This window comes from Microbacterium sp. NRRL B-14842 (genome assembly GCF_050470785.1).
In genome coordinates this window covers 97,271-120,478 of the sequence record NZ_JBFLUM010000048.1, presented here as the reverse complement: position 1 = coordinate 120,478, position 23,208 = coordinate 97,271, and the positions used below count along the sequence as shown (strand labels likewise).

At 67.8% G+C, this 23,208-nt stretch carries 40 protein-coding genes; 34 read left to right on the top strand and 6 right to left on the bottom strand.

Features of this window, described 5'->3' with window-relative positions; all coding sequences use genetic code 11:
* Positions 1-96: 96 nt before the first annotated feature.
* From AB1285_RS22320 to AB1285_RS22290, 7 genes are all read left to right on the top strand, one after another.
* Positions 97-309, top strand: coding sequence for a hypothetical protein (locus tag AB1285_RS22320; protein ID WP_005052853.1), 213 nt, complete (start codon positions 97-99; stop codon positions 307-309).
* A gap of 119 nt (positions 310-428) precedes the next feature.
* Positions 429-617, top strand: a complete 189-nt coding sequence (locus AB1285_RS22315; RefSeq protein ID WP_005052851.1) for a hypothetical protein — start codon at positions 429-431, stop codon at positions 615-617.
* A 134-nt stretch (positions 618-751) separates the two neighbouring features.
* Positions 752-1,297, top strand: a complete 546-nt coding sequence (locus AB1285_RS22310) for a hypothetical protein (RefSeq protein WP_005050853.1) — start codon at positions 752-754, stop codon at positions 1,295-1,297.
* A gap of 113 nt (positions 1,298-1,410) precedes the next feature.
* Entirely contained in the window at positions 1,411-1,854 is a 444-nt protein-coding gene (locus AB1285_RS22305; RefSeq protein WP_005050851.1) for a hypothetical protein, read from the top strand.
* On the top strand, positions 1,851-2,429 hold the full coding sequence (locus AB1285_RS22300; RefSeq protein WP_005050849.1) for a hypothetical protein: 579 nt from the start codon (positions 1,851-1,853) through the stop codon (positions 2,427-2,429). Before AB1285_RS22305 ends, AB1285_RS22300 begins: the two co-directional genes overlap by 4 nt.
* A 125-nt stretch (positions 2,430-2,554) precedes the next feature.
* Positions 2,555-2,839 (top strand): hypothetical protein, encoded by a 285-nt coding sequence (locus AB1285_RS22295; protein WP_005050846.1) that lies wholly within the window; start codon positions 2,555-2,557, stop codon positions 2,837-2,839.
* Positions 2,836-3,180, top strand: coding sequence for a hypothetical protein (locus AB1285_RS22290; protein WP_005050845.1), 345 nt, complete (start codon positions 2,836-2,838; stop codon positions 3,178-3,180). The genes AB1285_RS22295 and AB1285_RS22290 overlap by 4 nt, the downstream gene beginning before the upstream one ends.
* A gap of 45 nt (positions 3,181-3,225) precedes the next feature.
* Here AB1285_RS22290 and AB1285_RS22285 read toward each other — a convergent pair whose 3' ends face one another.
* Positions 3,226-3,738, bottom strand: coding sequence for a DUF1643 domain-containing protein (locus AB1285_RS22285; RefSeq protein WP_005050843.1), 513 nt, complete (start codon positions 3,736-3,738; stop codon positions 3,226-3,228).
* 110 nt (positions 3,739-3,848) lie between these two features.
* On the opposite strand from AB1285_RS22285, the gene AB1285_RS22280 reads away from it, so the two are divergent.
* The 5 genes from AB1285_RS22280 to AB1285_RS22260 all read left to right on the top strand — a co-directional run bounded on the left by AB1285_RS22280 (position 3,849) and on the right by AB1285_RS22260 (position 6,378).
* Entirely contained in the window at positions 3,849-4,280 is a 432-nt protein-coding gene (locus tag AB1285_RS22280) for a DUF6573 family protein (protein WP_005050841.1), read from the top strand.
* 122 nt (positions 4,281-4,402) lie between these two features.
* A complete protein-coding gene (locus tag AB1285_RS22275; protein ID WP_005050838.1) occupies positions 4,403-4,777 on the top strand; it encodes a hypothetical protein in 375 nt (124 codons plus the stop codon).
* A 56-nt stretch (positions 4,778-4,833) separates the two neighbouring features.
* Positions 4,834-5,253, top strand: a complete 420-nt coding sequence (locus AB1285_RS22270) for a hypothetical protein (RefSeq protein WP_005050836.1) — start codon at positions 4,834-4,836, stop codon at positions 5,251-5,253.
* Between the two features lie 123 nt (positions 5,254-5,376).
* Entirely contained in the window at positions 5,377-5,892 is a 516-nt protein-coding gene (locus tag AB1285_RS22265; protein WP_005050834.1) for a hypothetical protein, read from the top strand.
* 120 nt (positions 5,893-6,012) lie between these two features.
* Entirely contained in the window at positions 6,013-6,378 is a 366-nt protein-coding gene (locus AB1285_RS22260; protein ID WP_005050832.1) for a hypothetical protein, read from the top strand.
* Between the two features lie 36 nt (positions 6,379-6,414).
* Here AB1285_RS22260 and AB1285_RS22255 read toward each other — a convergent pair whose 3' ends face one another.
* Entirely contained in the window at positions 6,415-6,999 is a 585-nt protein-coding gene (locus tag AB1285_RS22255) for a hypothetical protein (protein ID WP_005050830.1), read from the bottom strand.
* A gap of 73 nt (positions 7,000-7,072) precedes the next feature.
* Positions 7,073-7,579, bottom strand: a complete 507-nt coding sequence (locus AB1285_RS22250; RefSeq protein WP_005050828.1) for a hypothetical protein — start codon at positions 7,577-7,579, stop codon at positions 7,073-7,075.
* A gap of 101 nt (positions 7,580-7,680) precedes the next feature.
* On the opposite strand from AB1285_RS22250, the gene AB1285_RS22245 reads away from it, so the two are divergent.
* Together AB1285_RS22245 and AB1285_RS22240 are read left to right on the top strand one after the other, a co-directional pair.
* Positions 7,681-8,325, top strand: coding sequence for a hypothetical protein (locus AB1285_RS22245; protein ID WP_005050824.1), 645 nt, complete (start codon positions 7,681-7,683; stop codon positions 8,323-8,325).
* 139 nt (positions 8,326-8,464) lie between these two features.
* On the top strand, positions 8,465-9,049 hold the full coding sequence (locus tag AB1285_RS22240) for a DUF6927 domain-containing protein (RefSeq protein WP_005050822.1): 585 nt from the start codon (positions 8,465-8,467) through the stop codon (positions 9,047-9,049).
* A gap of 55 nt (positions 9,050-9,104) precedes the next feature.
* Here the strand turns inward: AB1285_RS22240 and AB1285_RS22235 are convergent, their stop codons facing one another.
* A complete protein-coding gene (locus AB1285_RS22235; RefSeq protein WP_005050820.1) occupies positions 9,105-10,286 on the bottom strand; it encodes a hypothetical protein in 1,182 nt (393 codons plus the stop codon).
* Positions 10,286-10,546 carry a hypothetical protein gene (locus AB1285_RS22230; RefSeq protein WP_005050818.1) on the bottom strand — a complete coding sequence of 87 codons (261 nt, stop codon included), beginning with the start codon at positions 10,544-10,546 and terminating at the stop codon, positions 10,286-10,288. Before AB1285_RS22230 ends, AB1285_RS22235 begins: the two co-directional genes overlap by 1 nt.
* Before the next feature lie 159 nt (positions 10,547-10,705).
* Here AB1285_RS22230 and AB1285_RS22225 point away from each other — a divergent pair, with 159 nt between their 5' ends.
* The 17 genes from AB1285_RS22225 to AB1285_RS22145 all read left to right on the top strand — a co-directional run bounded on the left by AB1285_RS22225 (position 10,706) and on the right by AB1285_RS22145 (position 19,110).
* Positions 10,706-10,993, top strand: a complete 288-nt coding sequence (locus tag AB1285_RS22225) for a hypothetical protein (RefSeq protein WP_005050816.1) — start codon at positions 10,706-10,708, stop codon at positions 10,991-10,993.
* A complete protein-coding gene (locus AB1285_RS22220) occupies positions 10,990-11,235 on the top strand; it encodes a hypothetical protein (RefSeq protein WP_005050814.1) in 246 nt (81 codons plus the stop codon). Before AB1285_RS22225 ends, AB1285_RS22220 begins: the two co-directional genes overlap by 4 nt.
* A 127-nt stretch (positions 11,236-11,362) precedes the next feature.
* Positions 11,363-11,494, top strand: coding sequence for a hypothetical protein (locus tag AB1285_RS22215; RefSeq protein WP_005050812.1), 132 nt, complete (start codon positions 11,363-11,365; stop codon positions 11,492-11,494).
* A 340-nt stretch (positions 11,495-11,834) separates the two neighbouring features.
* On the top strand, positions 11,835-12,605 hold the full coding sequence (locus AB1285_RS22210) for a hypothetical protein (protein WP_193599316.1): 771 nt from the start codon (positions 11,835-11,837) through the stop codon (positions 12,603-12,605).
* Between the two features lie 11 nt (positions 12,606-12,616).
* The gene (locus tag AB1285_RS22205) at positions 12,617-13,066 is read left to right on the top strand and encodes a hypothetical protein (protein ID WP_193599315.1); all 450 of its coding nucleotides are present in this window, start codon (positions 12,617-12,619) and stop codon (positions 13,064-13,066) included.
* Between the two features lie 53 nt (positions 13,067-13,119).
* Positions 13,120-13,296, top strand: a complete 177-nt coding sequence (locus AB1285_RS22200) for a hypothetical protein (RefSeq protein ID WP_193599314.1) — start codon at positions 13,120-13,122, stop codon at positions 13,294-13,296.
* 54 nt (positions 13,297-13,350) lie between these two features.
* Positions 13,351-13,812 carry a hypothetical protein gene (locus tag AB1285_RS22195; RefSeq protein WP_005051910.1) on the top strand — a complete coding sequence of 154 codons (462 nt, stop codon included), beginning with the start codon at positions 13,351-13,353 and terminating at the stop codon, positions 13,810-13,812.
* A gap of 11 nt (positions 13,813-13,823) precedes the next feature.
* On the top strand, positions 13,824-15,119 hold the full coding sequence (locus AB1285_RS22190; RefSeq protein WP_193599313.1) for a hypothetical protein: 1,296 nt from the start codon (positions 13,824-13,826) through the stop codon (positions 15,117-15,119).
* A 22-nt stretch (positions 15,120-15,141) separates the two neighbouring features.
* Positions 15,142-15,405, top strand: a complete 264-nt coding sequence (locus AB1285_RS22185; RefSeq protein ID WP_005050711.1) for a hypothetical protein — start codon at positions 15,142-15,144, stop codon at positions 15,403-15,405.
* On the top strand, positions 15,402-15,593 hold the full coding sequence (locus tag AB1285_RS22180) for a hypothetical protein (protein WP_005050712.1): 192 nt from the start codon (positions 15,402-15,404) through the stop codon (positions 15,591-15,593). Before AB1285_RS22185 ends, AB1285_RS22180 begins: the two co-directional genes overlap by 4 nt.
* Positions 15,587-16,027 carry a hypothetical protein gene (locus AB1285_RS22175; RefSeq protein WP_005050713.1) on the top strand — a complete coding sequence of 147 codons (441 nt, stop codon included), beginning with the start codon at positions 15,587-15,589 and terminating at the stop codon, positions 16,025-16,027. The genes AB1285_RS22180 and AB1285_RS22175 overlap by 7 nt, the downstream gene beginning before the upstream one ends.
* Before the next feature lie 164 nt (positions 16,028-16,191).
* A complete protein-coding gene (locus AB1285_RS22170) occupies positions 16,192-16,491 on the top strand; it encodes a hypothetical protein (RefSeq protein ID WP_005050714.1) in 300 nt (99 codons plus the stop codon).
* A gap of 45 nt (positions 16,492-16,536) precedes the next feature.
* Complete coding sequence (locus tag AB1285_RS22165) at positions 16,537-16,758, top strand: hypothetical protein (protein WP_005050716.1); 222 nt, start codon at positions 16,537-16,539, stop codon at positions 16,756-16,758.
* A complete protein-coding gene (locus AB1285_RS22160; protein ID WP_005050717.1) occupies positions 16,751-17,191 on the top strand; it encodes a hypothetical protein in 441 nt (146 codons plus the stop codon). The genes AB1285_RS22165 and AB1285_RS22160 overlap by 8 nt, the downstream gene beginning before the upstream one ends.
* Positions 17,188-17,472, top strand: coding sequence for a hypothetical protein (locus AB1285_RS22155; RefSeq protein ID WP_005050718.1), 285 nt, complete (start codon positions 17,188-17,190; stop codon positions 17,470-17,472). The genes AB1285_RS22160 and AB1285_RS22155 overlap by 4 nt, the downstream gene beginning before the upstream one ends.
* Entirely contained in the window at positions 17,469-17,597 is a 129-nt protein-coding gene (locus AB1285_RS22150) for a hypothetical protein (protein WP_264674921.1), read from the top strand. Before AB1285_RS22155 ends, AB1285_RS22150 begins: the two co-directional genes overlap by 4 nt.
* Positions 17,598-17,706: 109 nt before the next feature.
* Positions 17,707-19,110 (top strand): hypothetical protein, encoded by a 1,404-nt coding sequence (locus tag AB1285_RS22145; protein ID WP_005050720.1) that lies wholly within the window; start codon positions 17,707-17,709, stop codon positions 19,108-19,110.
* Positions 19,111-19,413: 303 nt separating this feature from the next.
* Here the strand turns inward: AB1285_RS22145 and AB1285_RS22140 are convergent, their stop codons facing one another.
* Positions 19,414-20,637: an IS256 family transposase gene (locus AB1285_RS22140; protein WP_370428831.1), complete on the bottom strand. Its 1,224-nt coding sequence runs from the start codon at positions 20,635-20,637 to the stop codon at positions 19,414-19,416.
* Positions 20,638-20,790: 153 nt separating this feature from the next.
* Here AB1285_RS22140 and AB1285_RS22135 point away from each other — a divergent pair, with 153 nt between their 5' ends.
* From AB1285_RS22135 to AB1285_RS22125, 3 genes are all read left to right on the top strand, one after another.
* Positions 20,791-21,162: a LysE family translocator gene (locus tag AB1285_RS22135; protein ID WP_363250050.1), complete on the top strand. Its 372-nt coding sequence runs from the start codon at positions 20,791-20,793 to the stop codon at positions 21,160-21,162.
* A 420-nt stretch (positions 21,163-21,582) separates the two neighbouring features.
* On the top strand, positions 21,583-22,296 hold the full coding sequence (locus tag AB1285_RS22130; RefSeq protein ID WP_005050723.1) for an alpha/beta fold hydrolase: 714 nt from the start codon (positions 21,583-21,585) through the stop codon (positions 22,294-22,296).
* Positions 22,293-23,207: an alpha/beta hydrolase gene (locus AB1285_RS22125; RefSeq protein ID WP_005050725.1), complete on the top strand. Its 915-nt coding sequence runs from the start codon at positions 22,293-22,295 to the stop codon at positions 23,205-23,207. Before AB1285_RS22130 ends, AB1285_RS22125 begins: the two co-directional genes overlap by 4 nt.
* Position 23,208 lies beyond the last annotated feature (1 nt).

Sequence of the window (23,208 nt, the reverse complement as noted above, 5' to 3'; positions counted from 1 at the left end):
GAAACCGAGGCCTATACCCGTGGGCAGCTCCAATGTCGGAGGCCACCCGTAGGCTGTGAATGTCACATTCACTAGCCAACGATCCGGGAGGACACCATGGCAAACCGCACTCGATTCATCACCATCGACACCCGCCAGTACACCGAGGCGGAGGGCGAGATCGCCAGCAACCGCGCTCGCCAGCAGCGCGACGACGACCTGAACGCCTACGGCGCACAGGGCTACACGCTCCTGTCCACCGTCACCATCCCCCTCCACAACGGACTGCGGATCATCGACACCCTCGCCCGCACCGACGAGGACTACTGACCCACCGACAGCGCCCCGCCGGGATCTACCGGCGGGGCGCTGTCGCGCTCGCCGCAATGTCCGACCCCCGCCCTAGACTGTGAACATCACATTCACTACCTGACACCCAGGAGGACACCATGACCAGCGAGAGCGGATCGCCCGCAGGATCACAGCCGAAGCCCATCCCCGTGAGCCTGGCCGCAGCCGAATGGGGCGCGATCGCGGGCGTGATCGCGGCCTACGGCGAGTCACACAAGGACGGCGCGATGATCCTCGCCGCCGAAGAGATCAAGACTCAGGTCACCAACGCCCTCTCCCCCCAGTAGGCGACGAGCACGACCCCTCCCGCAGCGCCCCGCCGGAACTGACCGGCGGGGCGCTGCCGCGCTCGCCGCAGTGTCCGACCCCACCCGTAAGCTGTGAACGTCACATTCACTAGCCAACGATCCGGGAGGACACCATGGCAACCGCACCCCTCACCTTCGGCGACCGACTCACCGCGGCCGGACTGACCTGGGAGGTCTCCGACGCCCGCAGTCACGAGCCCGGCCCCACACTCGGCGAGCCGCGCGCCGACCTCTGCCCGATCGACCCCGACAGCGGCGAGCGCATCAGCAACGTGCGCATCGGCCGCGCCGAGCGTCCCTACGTCCGCGTGAACATCCGGGCTGGCCGCAGCGGAGACCTCGAGCTGTACCCCAGCAGCGGGTACGGCACCCCGCTCACCGATCGGCAGCGCGCGATCATCCTGGCCGACCTCGCCGGCTACCGCTTCGAGCTGCCCCCACTCACCGTCCCGGAGATCATCGAGCGGATCACCCACGACATCAGCACCCGCTCGGCGCACAAGGCATCCGAGGCTCTGCACTACAGCACCCGCACCGCCCTCCGAGACGCGCTCGCGACCCTCCCCGCGGGCGAGAGCAGCACCTATCGTGCCGCCGTCATCGACGCGGCGTGCGCGGCGTTCCGCGAGCGCATGGCGCGGGATGTCGGGCAGATGTAGCCCGCCCGGACATCGGCGAGCGCCCCACGTTCGCGGCGAGCGCGCGCCGATGTCCGACCCCCTCCCTAGGCTGTGAACGTCACATTCACTAGCCAACGATCCGGGAGGACACCATGGCAACCAAACCGATCAGCGAGATCGTCGCCGAGACGATCGCGCTCAACTACGAGGACATCGACGGGCTCACCCAAGCGCTCGGCCAGGGCGACGTGGACGCCGACGCGATCCGCGCGCTCGCGACCGGCGCCGCCGAGCGGGCCGTCGCCGACCACGCAGGCGAGGCCGCAGGCATCGACGTGCACGGGTACGTGTCCCTCATCGACGGCGCGGCCGTCGCGCAGATCGACACCACCGAGAGCACCGGCCGCATCCGGGTGTTCCTCAACGACGGCACGATCTACGACGGCAACCCCGAACACGACGACGCCCCCCGCCAGGTGTACACGCTCCGCGATCTCGACGGCACCGACGATGCCGCCGACTGGATCACGACCGGGCATGTTCTCGACGCCCAAGAGGTCGACTGGCTGCGCTCCCTGCGGGTGGTGGCACCGTGACCGCGGCGAGCGCGACCCGGCGCAACCCGATCGTCGAGGCGTTCCGCGACTGGGCATGCCTTGAGACGTTCCCGCTCACCGCGTGGGCCTGCGATGAGTGGGTGCACTCGATCGACCGCGGCGACCACGACGCGCTCAGCAGCCGCGATGAGATCGCCCGCGCTCGCCGCGTGCTCGACCGGCTGGGCACGGCGCTGGACGCGATCGAGGCCGAGCGGCCGGACGACCCGGAGGCGGTCATCCACACTCGCAGCTTCGATCCGGCCGCGCGGACGATCACCGAGACGTGGAGGCTGTTCGACACGGAGTACGCCGCCCCGTGGGGCGGGCCCGGCTTCGTGGCCTTCCAGGTCATCACCGGCTACGCCGACCGCGCCTACCAGGGCACGGCCCGCCGCATCCTCACCGGCAGCACCCCGCACCAGGCTCCCGAGCGAGACGTGCACCCGCAGCGCATCCAGCCGCTCCCCACGCGCCGGTACGCGGCGAGCGCGCTGCACATCGCCCACGACGGCATCGCGGCACGGTTCGACCTGCCGTGGGCGCTCTACTGGGCGCGCGGCATCCGCCGCTGACGCTCTAATCGGTGCCCCGCCGGGATCATCCGGCGGGGCACCGTCGCGCTCGCCGCGGCCAATGTCTGACCCCCTCCCTAGGCTGTAAATGTCACATTCACTAGCCAACGATCCTGGAGGACACCATGGCAAACCCCACCACGCAGCTCGAGCTCACGATGAGCCGCGAGCTGCACGCGAACACCGAGACCGACACCATGCAGCGCTCGCGGTTCCGCACGGACACGCTCATCGCGGCCTGGTACGACGACGAGCCGAGCGAGCCGGACCAGGCGATCCGGGACGTGCTCACGGATCTCGTGCACTTGGCCGACGCGCGCGGCGTCGACCTTCACCACGCGCTCGACCGGGCCGTGTGGATGGCCGACGAGGAACGAGCCGACTGGGGACTGGGGAAGGTGCAGCGATGAGCAGCGGAACGATCCCCGACCTCGCCGTCGTCGCGGCCGCGGCCGACATGATCGGCAGGTGGCATGACGACGTGTTCAGCTCGATCAACATGACCGAGGGCCGCATCCTCGCCGACCTGTTCGACGAGCTGGGGCACACCGGCACCGCTGACCACATCATCCGCGAGACCTGGCTGGCCGAGAGCGACGGTGACCGCGACCCGCTCCCCTGGGCGAACGGCCACGGCTCCCGGCTCAGCGAGGACGAGTACGTGGCCCGCAGCGACGACCTCGCCCACAACGAGGCCCGCGAGCGGTTCCACTTCGACCCCCGCCTGGAATGGTCGGAGGACGAGGAATAGCCGCACGGTGCCCCGCCGGGATCAATCGGCGGGGCACCGTCACGTCTAGGCCAGATAGCTCGCCACGTCGAAGCTCTGCAACGGCCAGGCGTAGCGGGCGCGTGACGGATGCCGGGGGTGCCCGCTCTTGAGCAGATCGCCGATCGACACCCAGTCACAGCCGGAGGCATCCGTCACCGAGGCGATGCCCTCAAGCATCTGCGGGAGGTAAGGGCGGGATCGGATCAGCTCGCCCCACGCGGCGACGATCGTGAGCTGGCGTCCGCCGATGAGATCGGCGATGTGTCGCTCGTTATCGGCTTGCAGCTGGGGGTCGTGCACCAGGTGCATGCCCTTGGGGTCGATGGATCTCTGCGGGTAGAGGTTCAGCATCACCCAGCTGTCGAACCCGTTTCGGGCCGCGAACCCCATGACCTTGCTGACGGTGCGATCCGGGTCTCCCGGCGCCGCGGTGCTGGGGTTCACACCGACGCACACGAGAGGGTTTACGCCCACCGTCCCCAGCACGAAGCGCGCAGAGTTGTCCGCCGTGCGCTCGTAGATCCACGTCTCAGTCATGCACGCCGCCGTCTCCCCATCGTCCTGCGCTCACCCGCCGGGCCCAATGTCTGACCCCTCACTTAGAGTGTAAGCGTCACATTCACTAGCAAGCGATCCGGGAGGACACCATGACCGAGCAGAGCGAAAACCCGTTCAAGGGCGCAGAAATCATCGCCGTCTACACCGCAGAGGAGGCCGTCGCAGACGGGCTGCTGCTGCACTTCAACCCCGCCACCGCCCTCGAGGCCGGATACCGGCTCACGGTACTGCTCACCCGCGCCGCCTACGAGGCCGCGGTGCAGTGGACCCGCGAGGGCGACTGGCAGAGCGAGGACGCCCGATTCTGGGACGTGCTCAACGTCATCCGCCCCACCGCCCGCCAGGTCGCCGGCGATCTCGTCCCGCGCGAGACCTACGTGCTGCGCGTGCCGAACGCCACCCGCTCCGGCAACCCGAGCACCGCCACCACCGCCAGCCGCCAGCGACTCCGCGTGAGCATCGAGGGGTACAACCTCACCGGCCAGGCGTGCATCATCATCGCCCTCCCCGGCGAAGACTGACCCCCACCAGCGCCCCGCCGGGATCTACCGGCGGGGCGCTGCCGCGCTCGCCGCAGCAATGTCGGAGGCCTCCCGTAGCCTGTGAATGTCACATTCACCGCCTACGTTCCAAGGAGGACACCATGGCACCCACACCACTCACCGTCGACGAGATCTCGCGGACGATCCTCGAGCGGATGACCAGCAACCACGGCGGCTCGCTCATCGAGGCAATCGACGACGGCGCGTTCGTCGTCGACGACCAGGCCGTCGCCTACTGGGTCGGCCAGGCCGTCGAACTGGCCCGCCAGGGCATCGACGACGACACCGAGACCGACGCCCCGCCGGTCGGATACTCCTGCGCCGAGTGCGGCGTCCAGGACGCCCGCAACTACGTCGTCACGATCTTGGACCACGAGGACATCCGCCACACCCGCACAGAGGTCTGCATCCCCTGCGCCGTGACGGTCTCGGCCGAGTCCGTCGACAGGATCATCGCCGGGCTGCTCACCCGCTGACACCACCGGGGGCGGGCACCGCGCCCGCCCCCGACCCTCTGACGAAAGGACCAGCCATGACCACCGCACTCACTCCCTACGACACCGGCCAGCGCGCCGAACCGGCGACCTGGACGCCGAGCAACTCCCACCTGTACTCGATGCCCGTCGACGACCGAGCACGCATCCTCGCCCACCACGGCGACGACTTCGGCAAGGTCGACTTCGACAACGCCGAAGGACAGGCGATCGCCACCGTGTGGGCGACCCCGACCGGCGACGGATGGACGCTGCACATCACCGAGCACGGAGCACCCCTCGCGCTCGCCGCAGACACCGCCCGCCTGCGCGAGCTGACCGGCGCCGCACAGGCGGCGATCGAGGAGGCCGAGCGCTCCACAGAGGCCGATACCATGGATGCCGTCTTCGAGGCCCGTGACGGGGCTGTGGACGCCCTCAGAGCACTCCTCGCGGCACTCACACCACCCGCCAGCTGAACCTCCCCCAGTGCCCCGCCGGGATCTACCGGCGGGGCACTGCCGCGCTCGCCGCAGCAATGTCGGAGGCCCCCCGTAGCCTGTGAATGTCACATTCACCGCCTACGTTCCAAGGAGGACACCATGGCAACCACCACCAACATCGAGTTCGCTCAGGGCCAGCTCGACATGCCCGCCCCGGTCACCGAGCGGCGCGGCGCCTACGTCGGGGAGATGGCCCGCACGCAGGCCGATCTCGTCGCCGCCCAGGCGCAGGCCGCGGATCTCGCGCTGACCGTCGAACGGCAGCAGCGCGAGATCGACAGGCTGCGACTGCCGATCACCGACGCCGCCGACGACCGGCTCGCGGCGATCTGGGAGAAGGGTGAGCAGATCGCCAACGATGAGGGCTTCTGCTCCGAGTACGACCGGCTCGTGGAAGCGATCGGCGGCACCCCGCGCGAGCGCGACTTCCGGGTGACCCTCTCCGTCACACTGACCCAGCGCGTTACCGTCTCGGTCACCGCCCGCACGTCGGACGAAGCGGAAGACCTCGCGATCGAGGCGTACACCGTCGAAGACGTGATCGAGTCGCTCCGATCCGACAACTACGTCGCCGACTCGATCGACGCGGAAGTCACCGACTGGGAGCGCGAGTAACCCAACCCGGCGGGGCGGGCACACCGCCCGCCCCGCCCCTCGCGGCGCTCGCCGCTGCCAATGTCGGAGGCCCCCCGTAGCCTATGAATGTCACATTCACTAGCAATCCGGGAGGATGCCATGACCACCAACCGCACCGTACACGCCGTCTGGTTTCAGTCCGTCGACCCCGAGGAGGCCTGCATCGGCGGATGCCAGTGGCACCCCGACAACGCGCAGATCGACCGGTTCATCGAGTCGGAGCGCGCCTGGCGCAACGAGGTTGACTTCGAGTACCTGCGCAAGACCCTCACCCTGCCCGATACGATCCTGCCCGGCCTGGCCGTCGACCAGCTGACCGAGGCGCAGCGCGCCGACGTCACCGACTGGGTCGACTCGCTCACGGGTGAGGTCGCATGGGATCGCCGCGTCGTGCTGCTGGGCAGCACTCACCCCGGCGGCGAGCGGCGCCGGATCGACGCTGAGCTGGCAGCCGCACGAGGCTGACACCGCCGCGCTGGGCCCCGTCGACGAACGCGGGGCTCAGCCCAGCCCGTCCAGTTTGTCCAGACGGGTCGCGATGTCCTCTGCCCAAATGTTCTTCGACGGCCAGGATCGCACCAACGCCTCGGTCGCCTCCGGGAGGGTGTAGTCCCGACCTCCGGGATATTCGCCACGTCCGCCATCGGCGTGAGCGCTCAGAATGTTGCCGTCACGGTCAAGCCACACGACAGGCCAATAGTCGACTTGAGTGTCGTCTTCCGAGTCGACGTCGAAGTGGACTGAGTAGTCTCCCTCCCTTCCGACGCAAATGGCACTCGGCGTGACGGCATAGCTCATCTGTCTTGGGGTATTCCAGGGGAACGCCTTGGGGAATGTCTCGAGCAGCGCAGAGTACATCTCGTGGGTGGGCAGCGGGCGGGCGATAATGGCCCTCACCTGATCCATGAGCGCCCGCGCGTCATCGACCGTAGGCCCCTCCACGGACACCGCTAACCCGCGCTTCATGCCCGACGCGATCTCGGTCTCGAAGTATGGGCCGGGATAGCTGCGCCCCTCGAAGGGTCGCTCGTCATAGAAGCGCTCAAACGCGCCAAGTTCCACGTCCTCAAACCTGTCTGCCCTCATGGCCGAGAGCGTACACAGGCCCGCGGTAGCAACCTAGATCCCCGGCGAAACCCCTCTCATCAACCGCCTGCCCTCATCGCTTCCGGTTCGCGAACGGCCAGCGACCGAACACGTCAGCGAACGCGGCGCGGTAGCGAACCTCCACGTCCTCCGCGGACTCCTCCGGCGTCGTCACCCACGCAACGAGCAGCTCGTCTTGATCGGCCAGCTGCCAGATCGAACGCCCGCCCTGGTGGCTGGCACCCTTCCGCGCGAACTGCCCCAGCCGCTTGCGCAGCCCGCCCACTTTCGCCTCTGCCTTGCCGATGTACAGCACCGGCGTCCCCGACACCCACCGAGCCGCGAGGTCATCCAAAGGGTAGGCGGATCCCGCCCGCGCTCGCGTCAGCTCGAGCAGCTCCGGCGACGTCGCCGCCGGACGCAGCACCACGTAGATCCCCGCCTCAGTCGGCACCCTCGCGGCCGCAAGATCCGCGAATCGAACGAACCCCACGAACCCGACCGCCTCGAGCGAGGCCCGATCCCACACGGCCGGCATCCGCAGCCCACCCGCCTCGCCGTCGCGATGGGTCGTCTTCATCGACGCATCGTCTCACGGCACCACAGGCGATGTCCCGGCTCCGGGCAACAGACCCCTCGGCTATGGTCTGAGCTACAGACGCCTGATGAGGAGACTCGTTCATGCCCAACGTAGACAGCAGCGGCCGCGACAGTTTCGGGCGGCGTGTAGAGACAGGGCTGGCAGCTGAACTCTTCAAGCAGCTCAAGCCGCTGCTTCTCGAAAGTGACATCGACCTCGACAGCGGCAAGGCCTACACAATCGACGAGATCAACGATGGCCTACAGGTGGCGATCCAACGTCACAACTTCATCATGGCGGTGCCTACAGGTGAGGCTCGAAAAGAGGCGTTCCGCGCGATACGGCTCGCTGCAGAGTACTTGTGGGAGGCCGACTACGAAGACTTCTCCGACTTCCTCACCGGGATGACCCCCGACGAAGAACCAACCCCCGCGCAGATCATCGGGACGACGCTCAGCCTCCTGGATTCCTGGTTCGAGGACGAGGTTCTCACCGGGGCAATCGCGCGCCCATCCTTCACCGAACGCTGGGACGAGGAGTCAAGCAAGATCATGTACGAGATCTTCGAGCGAGCCAGAGAGCACAGAGCTTTCGACTCCTACTCGGAGTTCATCGGCCGTTGGGGCGGACTCGTCGTGATGACGTTTGCAATCGGCGTGGTCTTCGAGGGCCTCTACGCATGGAGTGAAGACGACGACTACTTCGTCGATGTCGCTGACGAACTTCTTGACCCCGAGGCCTGGTAGCCCCTTCGCTCTCCCCCGAGCTCGGCCCCGCGCTCGCGCTCGCCATCCCGCCGCCGTCGTTGTTGCTGTCACGTCGGCGATGTCGGAGGCCTCCCTTAGCCTGTGAATGTCACATTCACTAGCAACCGAGGAGGACACCATGGGTGCCACATCCACTCACAAGACGGCCGGCGTCAGCGTCAGCGACTACTTCGCGGACTACTTCACCAACGCCACGATCATCGCCAGCGGCACCCGCCGCGACCCCGACTACATCGGCGGGAGCTACGACTGGCCCTACGAGTTCTACGCCGCGGTGCGCTACAACGACGGCCACCCCCACGCCGGGGAGGTCTTCGCGTTCGTCGTGCTCTACTCCGTCGCCCCGTCCAGCTACTACAACTTCACGTACAAGGACATGGACGAGACGGTCGGCCCCGGCGCAGTCCACGCACCCCGCCGGGTGCTCGAGGCCCTCACCCCGACCGACCACGAGTACGCCAACCAGTGGCGCGCCGCCTGCTGGGCGAACCTCGAGCTCGAGGAAGCCAAGCCCCGCGTCCGCCGCGGCGACCACATCCGCTTCGCAGAGCCGTTCACCTTCGGAGGAGGGCTGCAGACCACCACGGAGACCGTCTTCGAGGTCGAAGGGCGCGACGTGCTCCGCGTGATCGACCACCACGGCGTGCGCGTGCGCATCCCCCGCTGGCGGGCACGCAGCTACGCGCTCGCCGCAGCCAGCTGAGCGAGTGCGGGGCGCCCCACACAGGGACGCCCCGCAGTCCTCACCGCGCAGCTGCTCACGCGCCGGGGCGCCGGCGCCAGTGACCGGCGATCTCCCGTCCTGCGCGCGTGTGCTCCGGCACCCACACCATCCCCCGCCCATCCGGGAGCGCGACAGGCTTGACCAGCCCATCTAGGGACTCCTCGAGCATCAGCGCCGCCGTATGGCGATCGCCACCCGCCGCGAGGTACTCCTGGCCTCCCGCGGCGTCGAAGACCCGCTGACGCAGCTCCGCGGGCGCGTCGAGGCTGTCTCCCCGCAGTCGCCGTGCAACGGCATCCATCCGAACCTCTTCACGGATCTCCGATATCCTGCCCGCGCCCGTGCGCAGCTGCCGCCGGAACCGCGACAGCTGCGCATCCCGTCGACGCGCCAATGGCGACCTCGCCCGCCACGCCTCGAGCGCCGCCTGATCCAGCGGTGTGTACTCCGCCATGACCCGCTTCCGCGCGCTCACCGCCCGGTCCCGCTCGAAGAACTCCCGCGACTCCGCCTCATGCGCTCGCCGCTCTGCTGCCGGGGACCGACGCACGCGCTTTGCCGGCAACCCCAACGACTTGAGGCGGCGAGCCAGCCGCTTCGACTCACGGTTGGACTGCAGCGCCCGCTCATACACATCCGGGTTCTCAGCCCGATACTGCCGCTGCCACTCGGTCAGGTGTTCCCGGTTGCGCTGCTGCCAGTCCCGCGACGACGCCTTCACCTTCTCCGGGCTCTGATCTCGACGCTGTCTCGCCCTGGCCAGCACCGCGTCACGGTTGCGCTCGTAGTAGCGCCGCGAGTACTCCGCCGTCTTCTCTGGGTGCTCCGCGTGCCACCGCCTGATCGTCTCGCGCTTGCGCTCACGGTTAGCCTCGGTCCACCGCCGCACCCGCTCGCGGTCCTTCTCGCGCCGCTCCTTCTGCGCTCGCATCTTCCGCGACCGCTCCCGCATGTACTCCCGGTTCTTCCGGTTCACTTCGTCACGGTTCTCCGCGTGATACTTCGCCCGGTACGCGCGGATCTCCTCGCGATGCTCCTCGCGATACCGCTTCGCGTAGTCCCGCTTCGGATCGGCCGCAGCGCTCGCCGCAGCCGACTGCTCCTGCTCGGCGCGCTTCGCCTGCTGGCGTGCCTGACCCGCTCGCAGCCATGCCGCGTGAGGGTCGGTTGGTCCGCCAACCGGTCGCGCCGACGAGTCGTCGACGCCGGCGGACATTACGACTCCGCTGGCGCCAGCTCGAGCAACGTCTGGAACAGGGCGTACCGGTGAGCTGTCGGGTTGGTGATCGCCAGGCCGACCGCCTCTCGCAGCGGGGCGCGTTGCTCATCGGTCAGGTCGGTCACCGGCTCGAGGCACCAATCAACGTCGGTGTCGACGGTGTAGTCCGGCTCGTCGATGTGAATCTCTGGGTAGTACGAGATCGCCGCCAGCCCCACGCGCTGCAGGACGTCGTCTACCTCTTCGCGACTCGGCATCGCTCCTCCTCTCGTCGCGGGCTTGTGCCCGTCTGAGGGGTATAGGCCGCATCCCGGCTGCTTCGCGGACACAGAGTGCATCGCTCGCTCGCCGGCGCAATGTCGGACCCCCACCGTAGCCTATGAATGTCACATTCACCACCTACTACGGAGGACACCATGAAGCTCACCCTCAACTTCGGGCACCGCCAGGAAGAGATCGACCTGGGTGAACCCGACGCCCGCGACGGGCTGTTCGACAACGGCGAGATCGGCGCCTACGCCGGGAACATCTACCTGTACGTCGACGGCCGCGAGTACGGGTCGCTGTTCATCCACCACGACGACCAGGGGCCGATCATCGAGCTCGGCCAGTTCGACGAGACCGCCGACGAGTGGGTGACCCGCGCCGCGCTACGCGCCCTGCCGGCACACGTCGCGCAGCCGCTCGAGAACGCCGGCGCATGAACGGCCACGAAGGCGGCTCCAAGACCGTTGGCCGGTGGTACGTCGAGGTCAGCCCCCTCGGTGTGATCGCCGGCCCCCTCGAATCCGGGGCCACCTACACCACGACCACCCTCCGGTTCCCCATCGGATGGCGCGTCGGAAAGGTGTGGAGCAACGGCGTCGCGTCCGGCCCTCCCGAAATCTTCGGCATCCCCCGTCGAGTCGTCAGCGCCGCAGCCGGCATCGCCAGACAGATGCAATAGACCGAGCTGAGGGCGGCGGCAACTCCGCCGCCCTCAGTGACGCACTCGCGATGTCCCCCAGCGATGTCCGACCCCCTCCCTAAGCTGTGAATGTCACATTCACTAGCCGACGATCCGGGAGGACACCATGGCAACCATCAACCAGCACCCGTCCGGCGTCGCGGACTGGGCCACCATCTGCGCCTGGATCCACGAGAACCGCCCCGACCTTTGGGAAGGGCTCGGCCCCGCCGACGAGGACCGCGCACCCGCGAGCTGATCCAGCAGATGCAGGCCAGATCGCCACTTGACCTCCGGGCAGGAAACACCTACCCTAGTAAATGTCACATTCACTACTAACTGAGTAGAGGGAGAACCCACAGACCCACAACCAGGGGAACCGCGCAACGCCGTTCCCCTCCCAGGGACAGGCGCCACACCGCAGCCTGACGAGCGCTCGCCGCGCTCGCCGCCATGTCCCTCCCGGCGACCCGCCGTCCTCCCAACCAGGTCGCCGCCGCGGGGGCGGCTCCGTGACACAGCCGCCCCCGCCCCTTCCCCTTCATGTCCGCGAAGAGAACGATCCGCGGCCTATACCCACAGACGAACCGGAGGATCCCATGGACAGCATCGACACCACCGCACCGGCCGATTGGCACGACTTCTACGTCGACCCCTTCCCCGGCCGCAAGGGCTCCGAGCGGATCACCGACACCTGCGGCAAGTGCATCGGCACCGGCCTGTACACCGCGCCGACACATTTCACCGATGGCCAGGGGCGCCCGATCTGCTTCGACTGCCGCGGCACCGGCACCCGCAGCCGCCTCGTCAGCAGCGCCCGCGCCACCGCACGAGCCCACGCGAAGGCACACGCCGAGCACGTCGACACAACACGGGCGATCACCGCCCGCCGCGCCGCCTTCGAGGCCGAGCACCCCGGCCTCCGCGACCAGCTCACCGAGGCACACCTGAGCATGCGAGACGGAAACCCGCTGCGCGAGAAGATCGGCTACATCCTCGACTCCCTCGAGGACTACACCGGCACCCTCGACGACGACGAGGTCCGCACCGCCCACGAGCTGCTCGAGCAGTACGAGCTCGAGCTGGCCGCGCGCCGCCCGGTCCCCACCGGGCGCACCCTCATCCAGGGCGAGATCCTCGCGACCAAGACCACCGACACTCAGTGGGGAATCACCGTCAAGATCCTCGTCCAGGGCGAGGGCTGGCGCGTATGGGGCACCAAGCCCTCCGAGATCTCCACCGCCGCCCGCGGCGACGTCGTCGCGTTCACCGCCACCGTCTCCGCTTCCGACGACGACGACAGCTTCGGCTTCTACTCCCGGCCCACCAAGGCACACATCATCGCCGCCGGCATCCGCCGCACCGCATGAACGAGCGCCTCATGAACAGCCGCACCAGCCTGACCATCTACCCCGCCCACGACGAGAAGTCTCTGCTCCCACCGACGCCGATCCTCGTCGACGAGCACTACTTCGTGCGCGCCGGGCTCGAGCAGCTCCCCGCACGACTCATCGGATTCAGCCCCGCCGGCGCGCTCGCCATCACGGCATGGGTTCACGACGTGTTCCGCACCCCCGAGCTCGCACGCGACCTGTACCCGATCTTCATCATCGCCGGCCACGTCCAGGCGTATCCGATCCCCGCAGCCAGAGTCACCGTGCGCGAGCCATCCGGCGTCGTCCAGGTCGTCATCACAGACCCCCGCGGCAAGCGATACCGCCCGTACCTCGGAGAGGACCGCGACGTCGCCGACCGCATCGCCGCCGCCTGGGGTTCCCACCGCGGCTACTCCGCCACCGTCCAACCGATCACCCCGGCAACAAGCGCCTGACCACGCGAACGGAGATCACCATGCGCTGCCTTATGTGCGAAGAGCCGACCACCATGTACATCCCCTCCGACGACGTCGACGGGATCGGGCTGCACAGCTGCGGCGCGTGCGGCTTCGAGATCGAAGCTCCCCGCGACGAGCCCGTGCGGATGATTCCCGTCAACGAGCGTCGAGAGCGGCCCGTCGACGTGACGACGACGACGGTTGCGAAGACCCTGCAACCTCTCTAGTATCAGTGAATGTCACATTCACTACTTTCTTACTGATCCGAGGAGTGCTCCCCAATGAGCGAAGAGGCAGCGACCGTCACCGAGGAAGTCGTCTACGTCGGCCGCAAGGCCGCGAGTAATGGAAAGCTCGCGCACTGGTATCGGACGCTCGACGACGGTGAGCTCACCAGCAAGGAGCTCGGCTCGTACAAGCCGTACACGTCGGCTCCGGTGGGCGCGATCATCACGATCACCCGCCCCGCCGGCGAGCCGACCGTGCTCTACACGGGCGGACAGTACACGCCACGGATCACCGGCAGATACGCCGACACAGCCGCCACCGACGAGTGGCGCGTGGCCGATCAAGCGGAGGCGCAGCGGGATGCGAATGAGCGGCGCATCAAGCGGGATCTCGACGGTCTGCCCGAGGAGTTCACCACGGCGCTAGACACCGTTGGTGCGCACTTCTCACGGCTCAACGCCCCGCAGCGGGCAGCACTGTTGACCCTGGTCACCGCGAAGCTCCTCCGCTACTGAGGTCGACCGTCATGTCCACCCTCGATCTCCTCGACGACCGCTTCCCGCACGGTACCCCGGACGGGTACCGCCACGGATGCCGCACTGCCGCGTGCCCCGCGCTGATCCCCTGCCGCACCGTCCACACCCGCTACGTGGGCGACTACTCCTTCGCGAAGCTCATCGACGCCGGCACACCGCTCGCCGAGATCCTCGAGCGCGACGAGGCCGCGCGTGCCGAGTCGCGGCAACGGGACAAGATCGCCGCTCGAGAAGAGCGCCGTGCCGCCGTCGAAGCCACACGCCCCCGTCGACCCAAGCCGACCCCCAAACCGAAGCCGGCGCGCGCCAACACACCCAAACCCCCGCGCATGCCGAAGGAGGCGCCGGCGCCGGCGCCGACCGCACGGCCTCGCCCGTCGACGCCGCGGCCGCGCACCCATCCCGGCTACCAGTGGCTCGACAAGGCACGCAGCGACGCCGAGAAGCTCCCCGCAGAGCTCGCCAGCGCGTTCTCAGAGGCACTCGACGGCTACGAAGCGGACCTCGATCGTCACGTCGACGAGCTCGAGCAGTGGCGCAAAGACCACCGAGAGCTGCGCGGCCAGCTGCGCGCCGCGGCCGAGACCCTCAAGACGGCCACCATCGCCGCCGGCACCGGCCTCTCCGTCGGAGGGGTGATCGAGAGAGCGCTGCAGGAGGCAACCCTGCGGCACCAGTCCGCCGTCGACGCCCTCGCAGACCACGATCGCCCTTCCCCACCGGCCAGGCCACGCACACCGCGACTTCGGACCGCGCGTGCTGCCCGAACCTCGCAGCCGAGGCAGCTGCAGCCGCACGGCACCAACGCATGCCGAGCGCGCGGCTGCGACCGCCCCGAGTGCATCGAAGCCGGCCGCGAGTATCACCGGCAGTGGATGGCGAACCGGAAGGCGCAGAGCATCCCGCTCGAGCACCACGGGACCGCCTACGGCTACCAGCTCGGCTGCAAGGACCGCGACCACTGCCCCGCGGAGATCTCGTGCGCCGATGCGTCACTGGCTGAGGAACGGCGCCGACGCCGGGAGGCCGGCATCGCCCCGCAGGCCCCGCGCGTGCCCGCCGAGCCGATCCGACAGCACGTCCGCCAGCTCATGGCATCCGGCATGACCGTCCTCGAGATCGCCGACCAGGCACAGGTGTCCAAGACCGGCGTGAAGATCCTCCTCTACGGCCGCTCAGGCACCCGCAAAGGAGAGCTGCCCCGCGAGATCGAAGCAGAGAAAGCACGACGACTGCTCGCCCTGCAGCCGACTACCGCAGCCACGAAGTTCGCCCGCTCCGCCTGACACCAACATCAGGAAGGCCACCATGAACGACCGCACCACACCTACCACCACCATCACGATCCAAGTGCCCAGCACCGCACCCGAGGACGTGATCTCACGAGTCACCGCGCTCGGCGCGGAGCTCGGCGCCCAAGGCGGAATCGACCAGGTGCTCCTCGAGCTCGTGCGCACCTGTCACGTCTGCGGCTGCACCGACGAGCGAGCATGCTTCGGCGGCTGCTGGTGGGTCAACGACGACGGCACCCCCGACCTCTGCTCGAGCTGCGAGGACAGGCCCCACCAATGACACAGGAAAGCACCGCCCGAACCTGCCTTGCCACCGCCACAGGGCAACGCGGCTACTGCGGACGCAAGACGTCATCGGCAGCCACCACGATCGCCGACGTGACCTGCAAAGACTGCGGCGCAGCCGTGCGTGCAGACCAGCAAGCCGGCATCCTCACCCCCGAGCTGACCGCGGCGATCGCATGCTGACCGCCAGCTGGTCATCATGGACTCCCGGACGCCCAGGAGGCGCGCTGCGCGGCGTCATCGACGACGTCGCCGACAAAGACACCCACCAGTCCGGCGAACGAGTGTGGCGCTGCGCCCACCATCACACCACCGAGGCCGACGCCACGCGATGCGCCACCACCGAGCTCAAGCGCCGCCAGAACGCCCGGCCGCTGAACTGGTCCCAACGAGTCACCATGCGGATGATCGCCGATGGCCGATCACTCTCCGGCGGCGCCAGCTACCTCGACACGACAGGCCTGGGGATCCCCGGCGGCACCATCCAGTCCCTCCGCAGGCGAGGACTGATCGAACGCTACTCGTGGGTCGAACCCGGCTGGGTGCTCACGAAAGTCGGCGTCGACGCCATCAACAGCGGCGCGTGCGACGAACCCGACAGCGGCCCCGACGACTGACCGCACCGACCTCCACAACCCGGATGTCCGCGAACACCCCCAACATCGGCCTATACCCAGCAAGAAGGGCCTGCAGCAACACCATGCACGGGGGTTCCCCCACCGGGCATGCAGGCGTATAGTCAGTGAATGTCACATTCACTGTTCGATTGAGGAGAAACGCCATGACCATCACCCAGACCGCCGCCCCCACGGGCACCGCGGTCACCATCACAGGAACCATCCGCACCCCGCTCACCCTCGTCCGCCGCCTCCCCGACCGCCGAGCACGAGTAGGGTTCCGCGTCGACACCGACGCCGGCCCCTACAACGTCCACGCCAACGGCGCCCTCGCCGAGCTGCTCCGACTGACAACGCACCGCGGGGACCGCGTCACCGTCCACGCCCCCGCCGCCACGTTCAGCCACCCTGACCAGACCATCCCCGACCTCGAAGCCGACAGCGTCGAACTCGACCTCCACTGACCCGCGACGAAGATGGACACCACCGACGCACTACCAGGGAGCACCATGACCCGCATCTTCCACGTCAACGGCAAGCCCGTCGACGTCACCGACGCCGCGGCCGTCCAGGCACTCACCCCGGACGAGTACGCCGACCTGCTCACGCAGACCCTCAACGACACCGACGCGAACGACACCGAGATCATCGGACTGCGCCAGGACCAGCCGCCCACCGGCACAGGGTTCATCATCATGAATCCGCCCACAGAGGAGGCCGAGCATGCCTAACCCCGCCCCCACCACGACCGGCACCGACAGCTCCCTCCTTACCCCCATCCAGCGCCAACGCGCACTCACCCTCTCCGACGCACTCTGGCGCCTCCGCACCGGCCAGCACGACGCCGGCGACGACATCACCCTGACCATCCCCGCACCCGCCATCGAAGGCATCGAGAAGATCCTGTTCGCCCTCGCCGAAGGGGATCTGCGGTTCGCGTCCGTGCGGGCCGGTCAGCTGATGGATGGTGTCAGCGCGGCGCTGCGCGATCGCGCAGTGGGGGAGCAGTGGCGGGCGGCGTTCGATCACGCCCGCCAGGACGGACACAACGAGGCCGAGGCGCGTGAGTTCGCCGACGAGTACGCCGCCTACGTGGAGGACCGGCAGTACGAGCTGCGCGACCCCGACCTGCCGATCCCCTCACCGAGCGAGTACACCCGATGACCGGGGCTGCGCCGTCGTCCGTCACTCTGGATGTGCGCGCGACGATCGTGCGAATAATCCAGCAGCACACCGACGAGCCTGACGAAGAGGCAGGTTTCATCGCCGACGACATCATGGACGCGCTGAACCTGGGCAGTGAGCTCACGGTCGCCGTCCCGAGGCCGCGGCGCCGCGGCGAGCATGAGTGGCCGTGCGCGCTGTTCTACACCGGCAATTGGAAAGGCCAGCAGCCACGCGCCCGATGCAGCTGCCCGCCGGTAGCGGATGGGTCCGTGTCATGAAGGATCCACGCCAGCTCTCGCAGGCCGAGCTCGACGAGTACCTCGACCAGCTCATCAATGAGGGGAACGATGACAGCCCCGAGTTCCACCGCGCGTACCAGGTCTGGGAGGAGCTCAACGGCTGACCCAGACCTCGACCGCACTCCTCGGGGCCCCGCTCACCGGCGGGGCCCGATTTCTGTCCGCGAACACCCCCAACACCGGCCTATACCCAGCAGACGAACGGGAGAGGCCATGTGCGACGACATCGACCACGGAGGGCGACGGTGCCCGTCGTCGACAGCCGCAGGGCAGCGGCGTCGGCGTGCGGAGAAGCGTGAGCAGAACGCCGAGAAGCAGCTCGAGGCCTTCATCGGGGCAACCCCGTTCCGGCCGGTCTCTGGCGAGCTGATGCGAATGAGCTCCCGCCCCAGCTACTACGACACCGACGAGTGGATCGAGTACGAAGACACCCTCCGCGCCGCCGCGGAACGCCACGGCATCGAGATCTCGGAACTGCAGCACGCAGACGGGCTCTGGGAAGGCGCATCTGAACCAGCCGGCGCCTACATCGTCCGTGCGGACAGCTTCGAGCAGGTCACCGACTGGGCGGGAGAGCTCGCAGGACGGTATGAGCAGGACAGCATCATGGCCGGGTACTTCGACCCGGACGGACCTGACCGGGTTTACAGCTTCGCCGCCGACACCGGCTCGCAGCTGCAAGTCCAGGAGACTCTCGACATCCTCCGCGCCGCCGGCGCACCAGGTGGCAGGCTCTACGACGGCAAGCTCGAGATCGCCGAACCCGCCGAGTACCCGCTGCCGGCATCCGCCGTGAACGCGATCGCCGCACGTCTCGGCACGTCGCCCACCTTCGCTCGAGCGCACGTCGCGTTCGTGCCAGGCACCGACAGCTACCAGCGCCACCAGCCCATCAAGGAGATCCAATCGCTCAGAGAGCGATACGCCGACGCGCACGGGTTCCCGCAACGCAAACCCATCCCCCGGCTGACCGAGCTCGACGACATCGCTGCAGCGCGAGCCTACGCGGCCGCAGCGCACGAACCCACCCACCCACAGGTCGCCCGGTCTTACCGAAGCCTGCGCCAGCACATCGGCGCGCAGTGGGACATGCTCACGGAAGCCGGCTACACCTTCGAGCCCTGGCACGGAGAGGCCGAGCAGCCCTATGCCGACTCCGCCGCGATGCTCGACGATCTGCGACAGAACAAGCATCTGTTCTACTTCCGCACCGAGGTCTCGCAGCACACCGAAGGCGCTCTACCGCCGGACCACCCGATGGCACGCACCGTGACCGTCACCCTCCCCTCGGGAGAGCGCGCGCCGATGCTCGCCAACGACGTGTTCCGCGCTGTCCACGACGCAATCGCCCACAGTGAAGGGCACCAATTCGGCCCCTACGGGGAGAAGCGCGCCTGGTGGACGCACCGGGCATGTCTCCCCCGCGAAGCGCGACTCGCGCTGTGGTGCGAGACGCGCGCACAGAACTGCTGGACCAACGCTGGCCCACACATGACTGCTGAGACCGAGCCCGGACACCCGCGCCTCCTCCGCCGAGGAGAAGAGGGCTGGATCCCGTTGAGTGACCGTCCCTACGCGCAGCAGAAGTGCTGCCGCGTGGACACCGCGCTCCTCTAGCGCGTCAGAGACCTCGGGCGATCTCGTGCGCCAGCGCCGAGGGGAACACCTCATAGTCGTCTGTACCGACCGCGAGGATCCTCACGGTCGCATCCTCCTCGAGGAAAGCGGCATTGTAGGTTCCCGCTCGAGATGGCATGAACCCCTCGCGATTCCACGGTAGTTGGCAACGGTTTCAGGGCCAGGATTCCACGCGAAATGGCATTTTCCTACAGTTGGTCCGACTCAACTCAGATGCCCGCTTGGGTGACGTCCCGCTGTGTGGTGGAGTTTCTCAACACCGTGCGGGTCAGCTGTTTTTGATTATGCCGCGGTCAGTTCCGGGATGGCCACCTCCTCGGGTTCGGTGAGGAGCAGGGCCATGGAGTGTTCGCTGAAGTAGCGGCGGTCGGCGCCGTCCCATTCGTCGTGCTGCTCGATGAGAACGTGCCCGGCGAGGCGGAGCAGCGCGGCAGGGTTCGGGAAGGTTCCGACGACGTCGGTGCGGCGTTTGATCTCCTTGTTGACCCGTTCGAGGGGGTTCGTGGACCAGATCTGACGCCAGTGCTGGAACGGGAACTGGCAGAACGCGAGGAGCTCGTCTTGCGCGTCCTCGAGCATGCCGGCGACTTTCGGATGCGACCGGGTCAGCATGCGCACGACTTCGTGGAACTGCGCGAACACGTGCTCCGTGTCGGGCTGGGCGAAGATCGTGCGGATGATCGACGCGACCATCGGGCCAGCGGTCTTGGGGACCGCGGTGAGCACATTCCGCATGAAATGAACCCGGCAGCGCTGCCAGCTGGCGCCTTGGAACACGGTCTGGATCGCGGCGACCAGCCCGGTGTGCGCGTCGGAGATCACCAGCTTCACCCCGCCGAGCCCACGGGCTTTCAGCGAGCGGAGGAAAGTCGTCCAGAACGGTTGCGACTCGGTCTCCCCGACCTCGAACCCGAGCACCTCACGGCGCCCATCCTGCGCGACCCCGACGGCGACGACCACGGCTTGGGAGACGACCCGGCGCCCGACACGGGCTTTGCAGTAGGTCGCGTCGAGGAACACATACGGGTAGGCCTGGTCGGCGAGGGGCCGGTCCCGGAACGCGGCGACGTCCTCGTCCAGGTTCGCGCAGATCCGGGAGACTTCAGACTTGCTGATCCCGGTGTCCGCGCCGAGCGCTTTGACGAGATCGTCGACCTTGCGTGTCGAGACGCCGTGGACGTAGGCCTCCATCACGACCGCGAACAGGGCCTGATCGACCCGTCGGCGCCGCTCCAGCAGCGACGGGAAGAACGAACCTTGCCGCAGCTTCGGGATCCGCAGCTCCAGTTCCCCGGCCGTGGTTGTCAGCGTCCGCGGGCGGGTGCCGTTGCGTTGCGTGACCCGGTCCGGGGTGCGCTCGAACGGGGCGGCGCCGATGAACGCGGCCGCTTCCGCGTCGATCAGCTCCTGATAGAGCGTCTCGGTCGCTGTCCGGATCCGGTCGGTGACGTCGGTGAGTTTCAGTTCCCCGAGGAGCTCGAGGAGGGCAGACTGGTCTAGAGCCATCGTGCGTTGTGTCTTTCTGTGAGTAGCTTTAGTCGGTTCTCACTGACCATCGCACGATGGCTCACCACGTCCTCGACGTGACACCCAGCACCGAGAACTACACCACCCCAGGGGACGTCACCCCCGCTTGCGGCAGGCAGATCGACCTAGAGTGTGTTAACGAGTGAGCAGCCGCGCCGTTCAGAGGCGAGGGCGATCGCCGACGGGGCGGCTCACTCTTCTCCTCATCCCGGTGTTGCTCAGCGCGACCGGCGTCCTCGATCTCCGCATTCCTTGGCCGTGGCTCCATGGCGAGTCCGCGGGGGATCGTCCGGTCGAGCACTCACCCCTGAGAGCCCTGTCAAGGTGAGCTGGACCGGGACAGCCGCTGGAGTGCTCTATCTCGCGTGGCTGGCGTCCGCAACCCTGCGCCCCGGCGGCAACGGGCTATTCGAGACACAATCCCACGCGCGCGACTCCCGGTCGAAGCTGTTCCGGATGGGGCTCGTCACCAACCTGCTCAACCCCAAGGCCGCTGTCATGTAACTCGCGATCATCCCGCAGTTCATAGATCACGGGCAGGGAAACACGACCGCTCAGGGATTCGTTCTCGGCGGAGTTCAGATCATCGTCAGGATGATCGTCAACTCCCTCATCGTGCTGGGCGCCGGCACAATCTCCGGATTCGTGTCGACGCGACTCACATGGATCCGGCACCCCGCTCGGCGCAGTGGCGGTCACGCTGGCCAGAGAGGTCCCGCAATGCATCTCGCCCCTGAACCGGGCGATCATGCTGCAGGACCTCCGTGAGACGCCGCTCAGATAGACCGTCCTCCGGAAGCTCGACGAGTACGAATGACCCTTTCTGAAGGGATTGAACAGGACTGTTGTTCTGCACAGATTCTGCTAGGTAGAGTGGGATTCCATCCGACGGAACCCGCCGTCGGTGAACAAAGGAGTTCCAGAATGCGCATCGTCTTGGTTCATGGAGGTTGGCAGGGTGGTTGGGCGTGGGACGGCGTTGTCGCTGAGCTCACGAAGGCAGGCCACGAGGTATGGGCCCCAACCTTGCAGGGTCACGGTGACAACGACGACCGTGCAGGTGTCACGCTCTCGACCATGGCGGACAATCTCATCGGCCGGATCGCCGACAAGGGGTGGGACCGGTTCGTCGTAGTCGGCCACAGTGGCGGCGGCCCGCTCATCCAACTCGTAGCTGAGGCGATGCCGGAGCAGGTGGAGCAGGCGATCTTCATCGACGCGTGGGTACTCGCCGACGGCGAGTCGATCAATGCGATCCTCCCCGCCGAGTTGGCGAATTTCGCCCGTGGCACAGCCGCGTCCTCGCCCGACCAGAGCGTGCCGATCCCGCCGCAGCTATTCATGACGGCTTTCTTGCAGGACGGATCGGAGGAGCTTCACGCGCAGGTCGAGCCTCGTCTGGTGCCGTCGCCTGGCGGTTGGCTCGACGAGCCGATCCGTCTTCGGACGGCCGGCACCGGTGACGTGCCGAGCGGCTACATCTTCCTGCAAGAGGATCGGGCTGTGCCGCAGGAGTTGTACCGCGCATCAGCAGACCGGCTCACGAACCCGACGACCGCGAGCTCGCCGGGGAGCCATCAGGCCATGTTGACGCGCCCGGTGGAGCTGGCAGCAGCCATCGTCTCCGTTATGTCGTGACGACGTTTCGCTCTTTCGCGACTTCCGCTGGGACCGTCGCTTACGCCGAATGGCTGCCCGGCGGCCCCGCCCGTGCGACGGTGCTGCTCGTTCACGGCGGGGGGGTGGGCCCCGGTGGCTGGAGTCGAGCGATCGGCGGGCGACCCGGGTGGGCACCCCGTCTCGCCGAAGCCGGATACCGCGCGGTCGTGATGACGTGGCCTGGGTTGTCGGCTGGCGGCGCATGGGACCCCGACACGCGGCTGGATGGGGCGGCGGTCGCCGGCGCGATCGTCGAGCTAATCGCTGCGCTCGGCGGCCCGGTCGTCCTCGTGGTCCACTCCATGTCCGCCGCTTTCGGCTATCGGGTCGCTTTCCACCATCGGGATTCACTGATCGCCCTAGTCGCGCTGGCACCCGCTCCCCCCGGGGACATCCAGCCCGAGCCCGCCGTGCTGGAAGAGGACGCCGATCACATCGTCGTCCAGGGACGCCCGCTCACCTGGAGGCTTCCCCGTCGCGGCTGGTGGCATCCCGGACCAGAGTTCATCGAGGCGAAGCTGGTCGGTGCAAGCGAGCAGTTCCCACCCGGTCACCTGGACGAGCTCCGTTCGCAGCTGGTGCCAATCCCAGCCGGGCTCCTCCTCGAGCGGCAGAACGTCCGCGGTGCGCAGGTCCATATCGGCGACAGGGAGTTGGACGGCCTACCGACCCTCGTGATGGTCGGTACCCACGACACCGATCATCCGATCGAGTCGGACCGCGCGACTGCTGACTGGCTCGCCGAGCGAGGCGGCGATGTCAGGTTCGTCGCGTTGACGGCAGCGAACGTGGCTGGCAACGGCCACATGCTGATGCAGGAGTCGAACAGCGATGCGGTACTCACCCTGGTGACGGAGTGGCTCGGTCCAAATGTGCGCCTGCGGCGGTGAG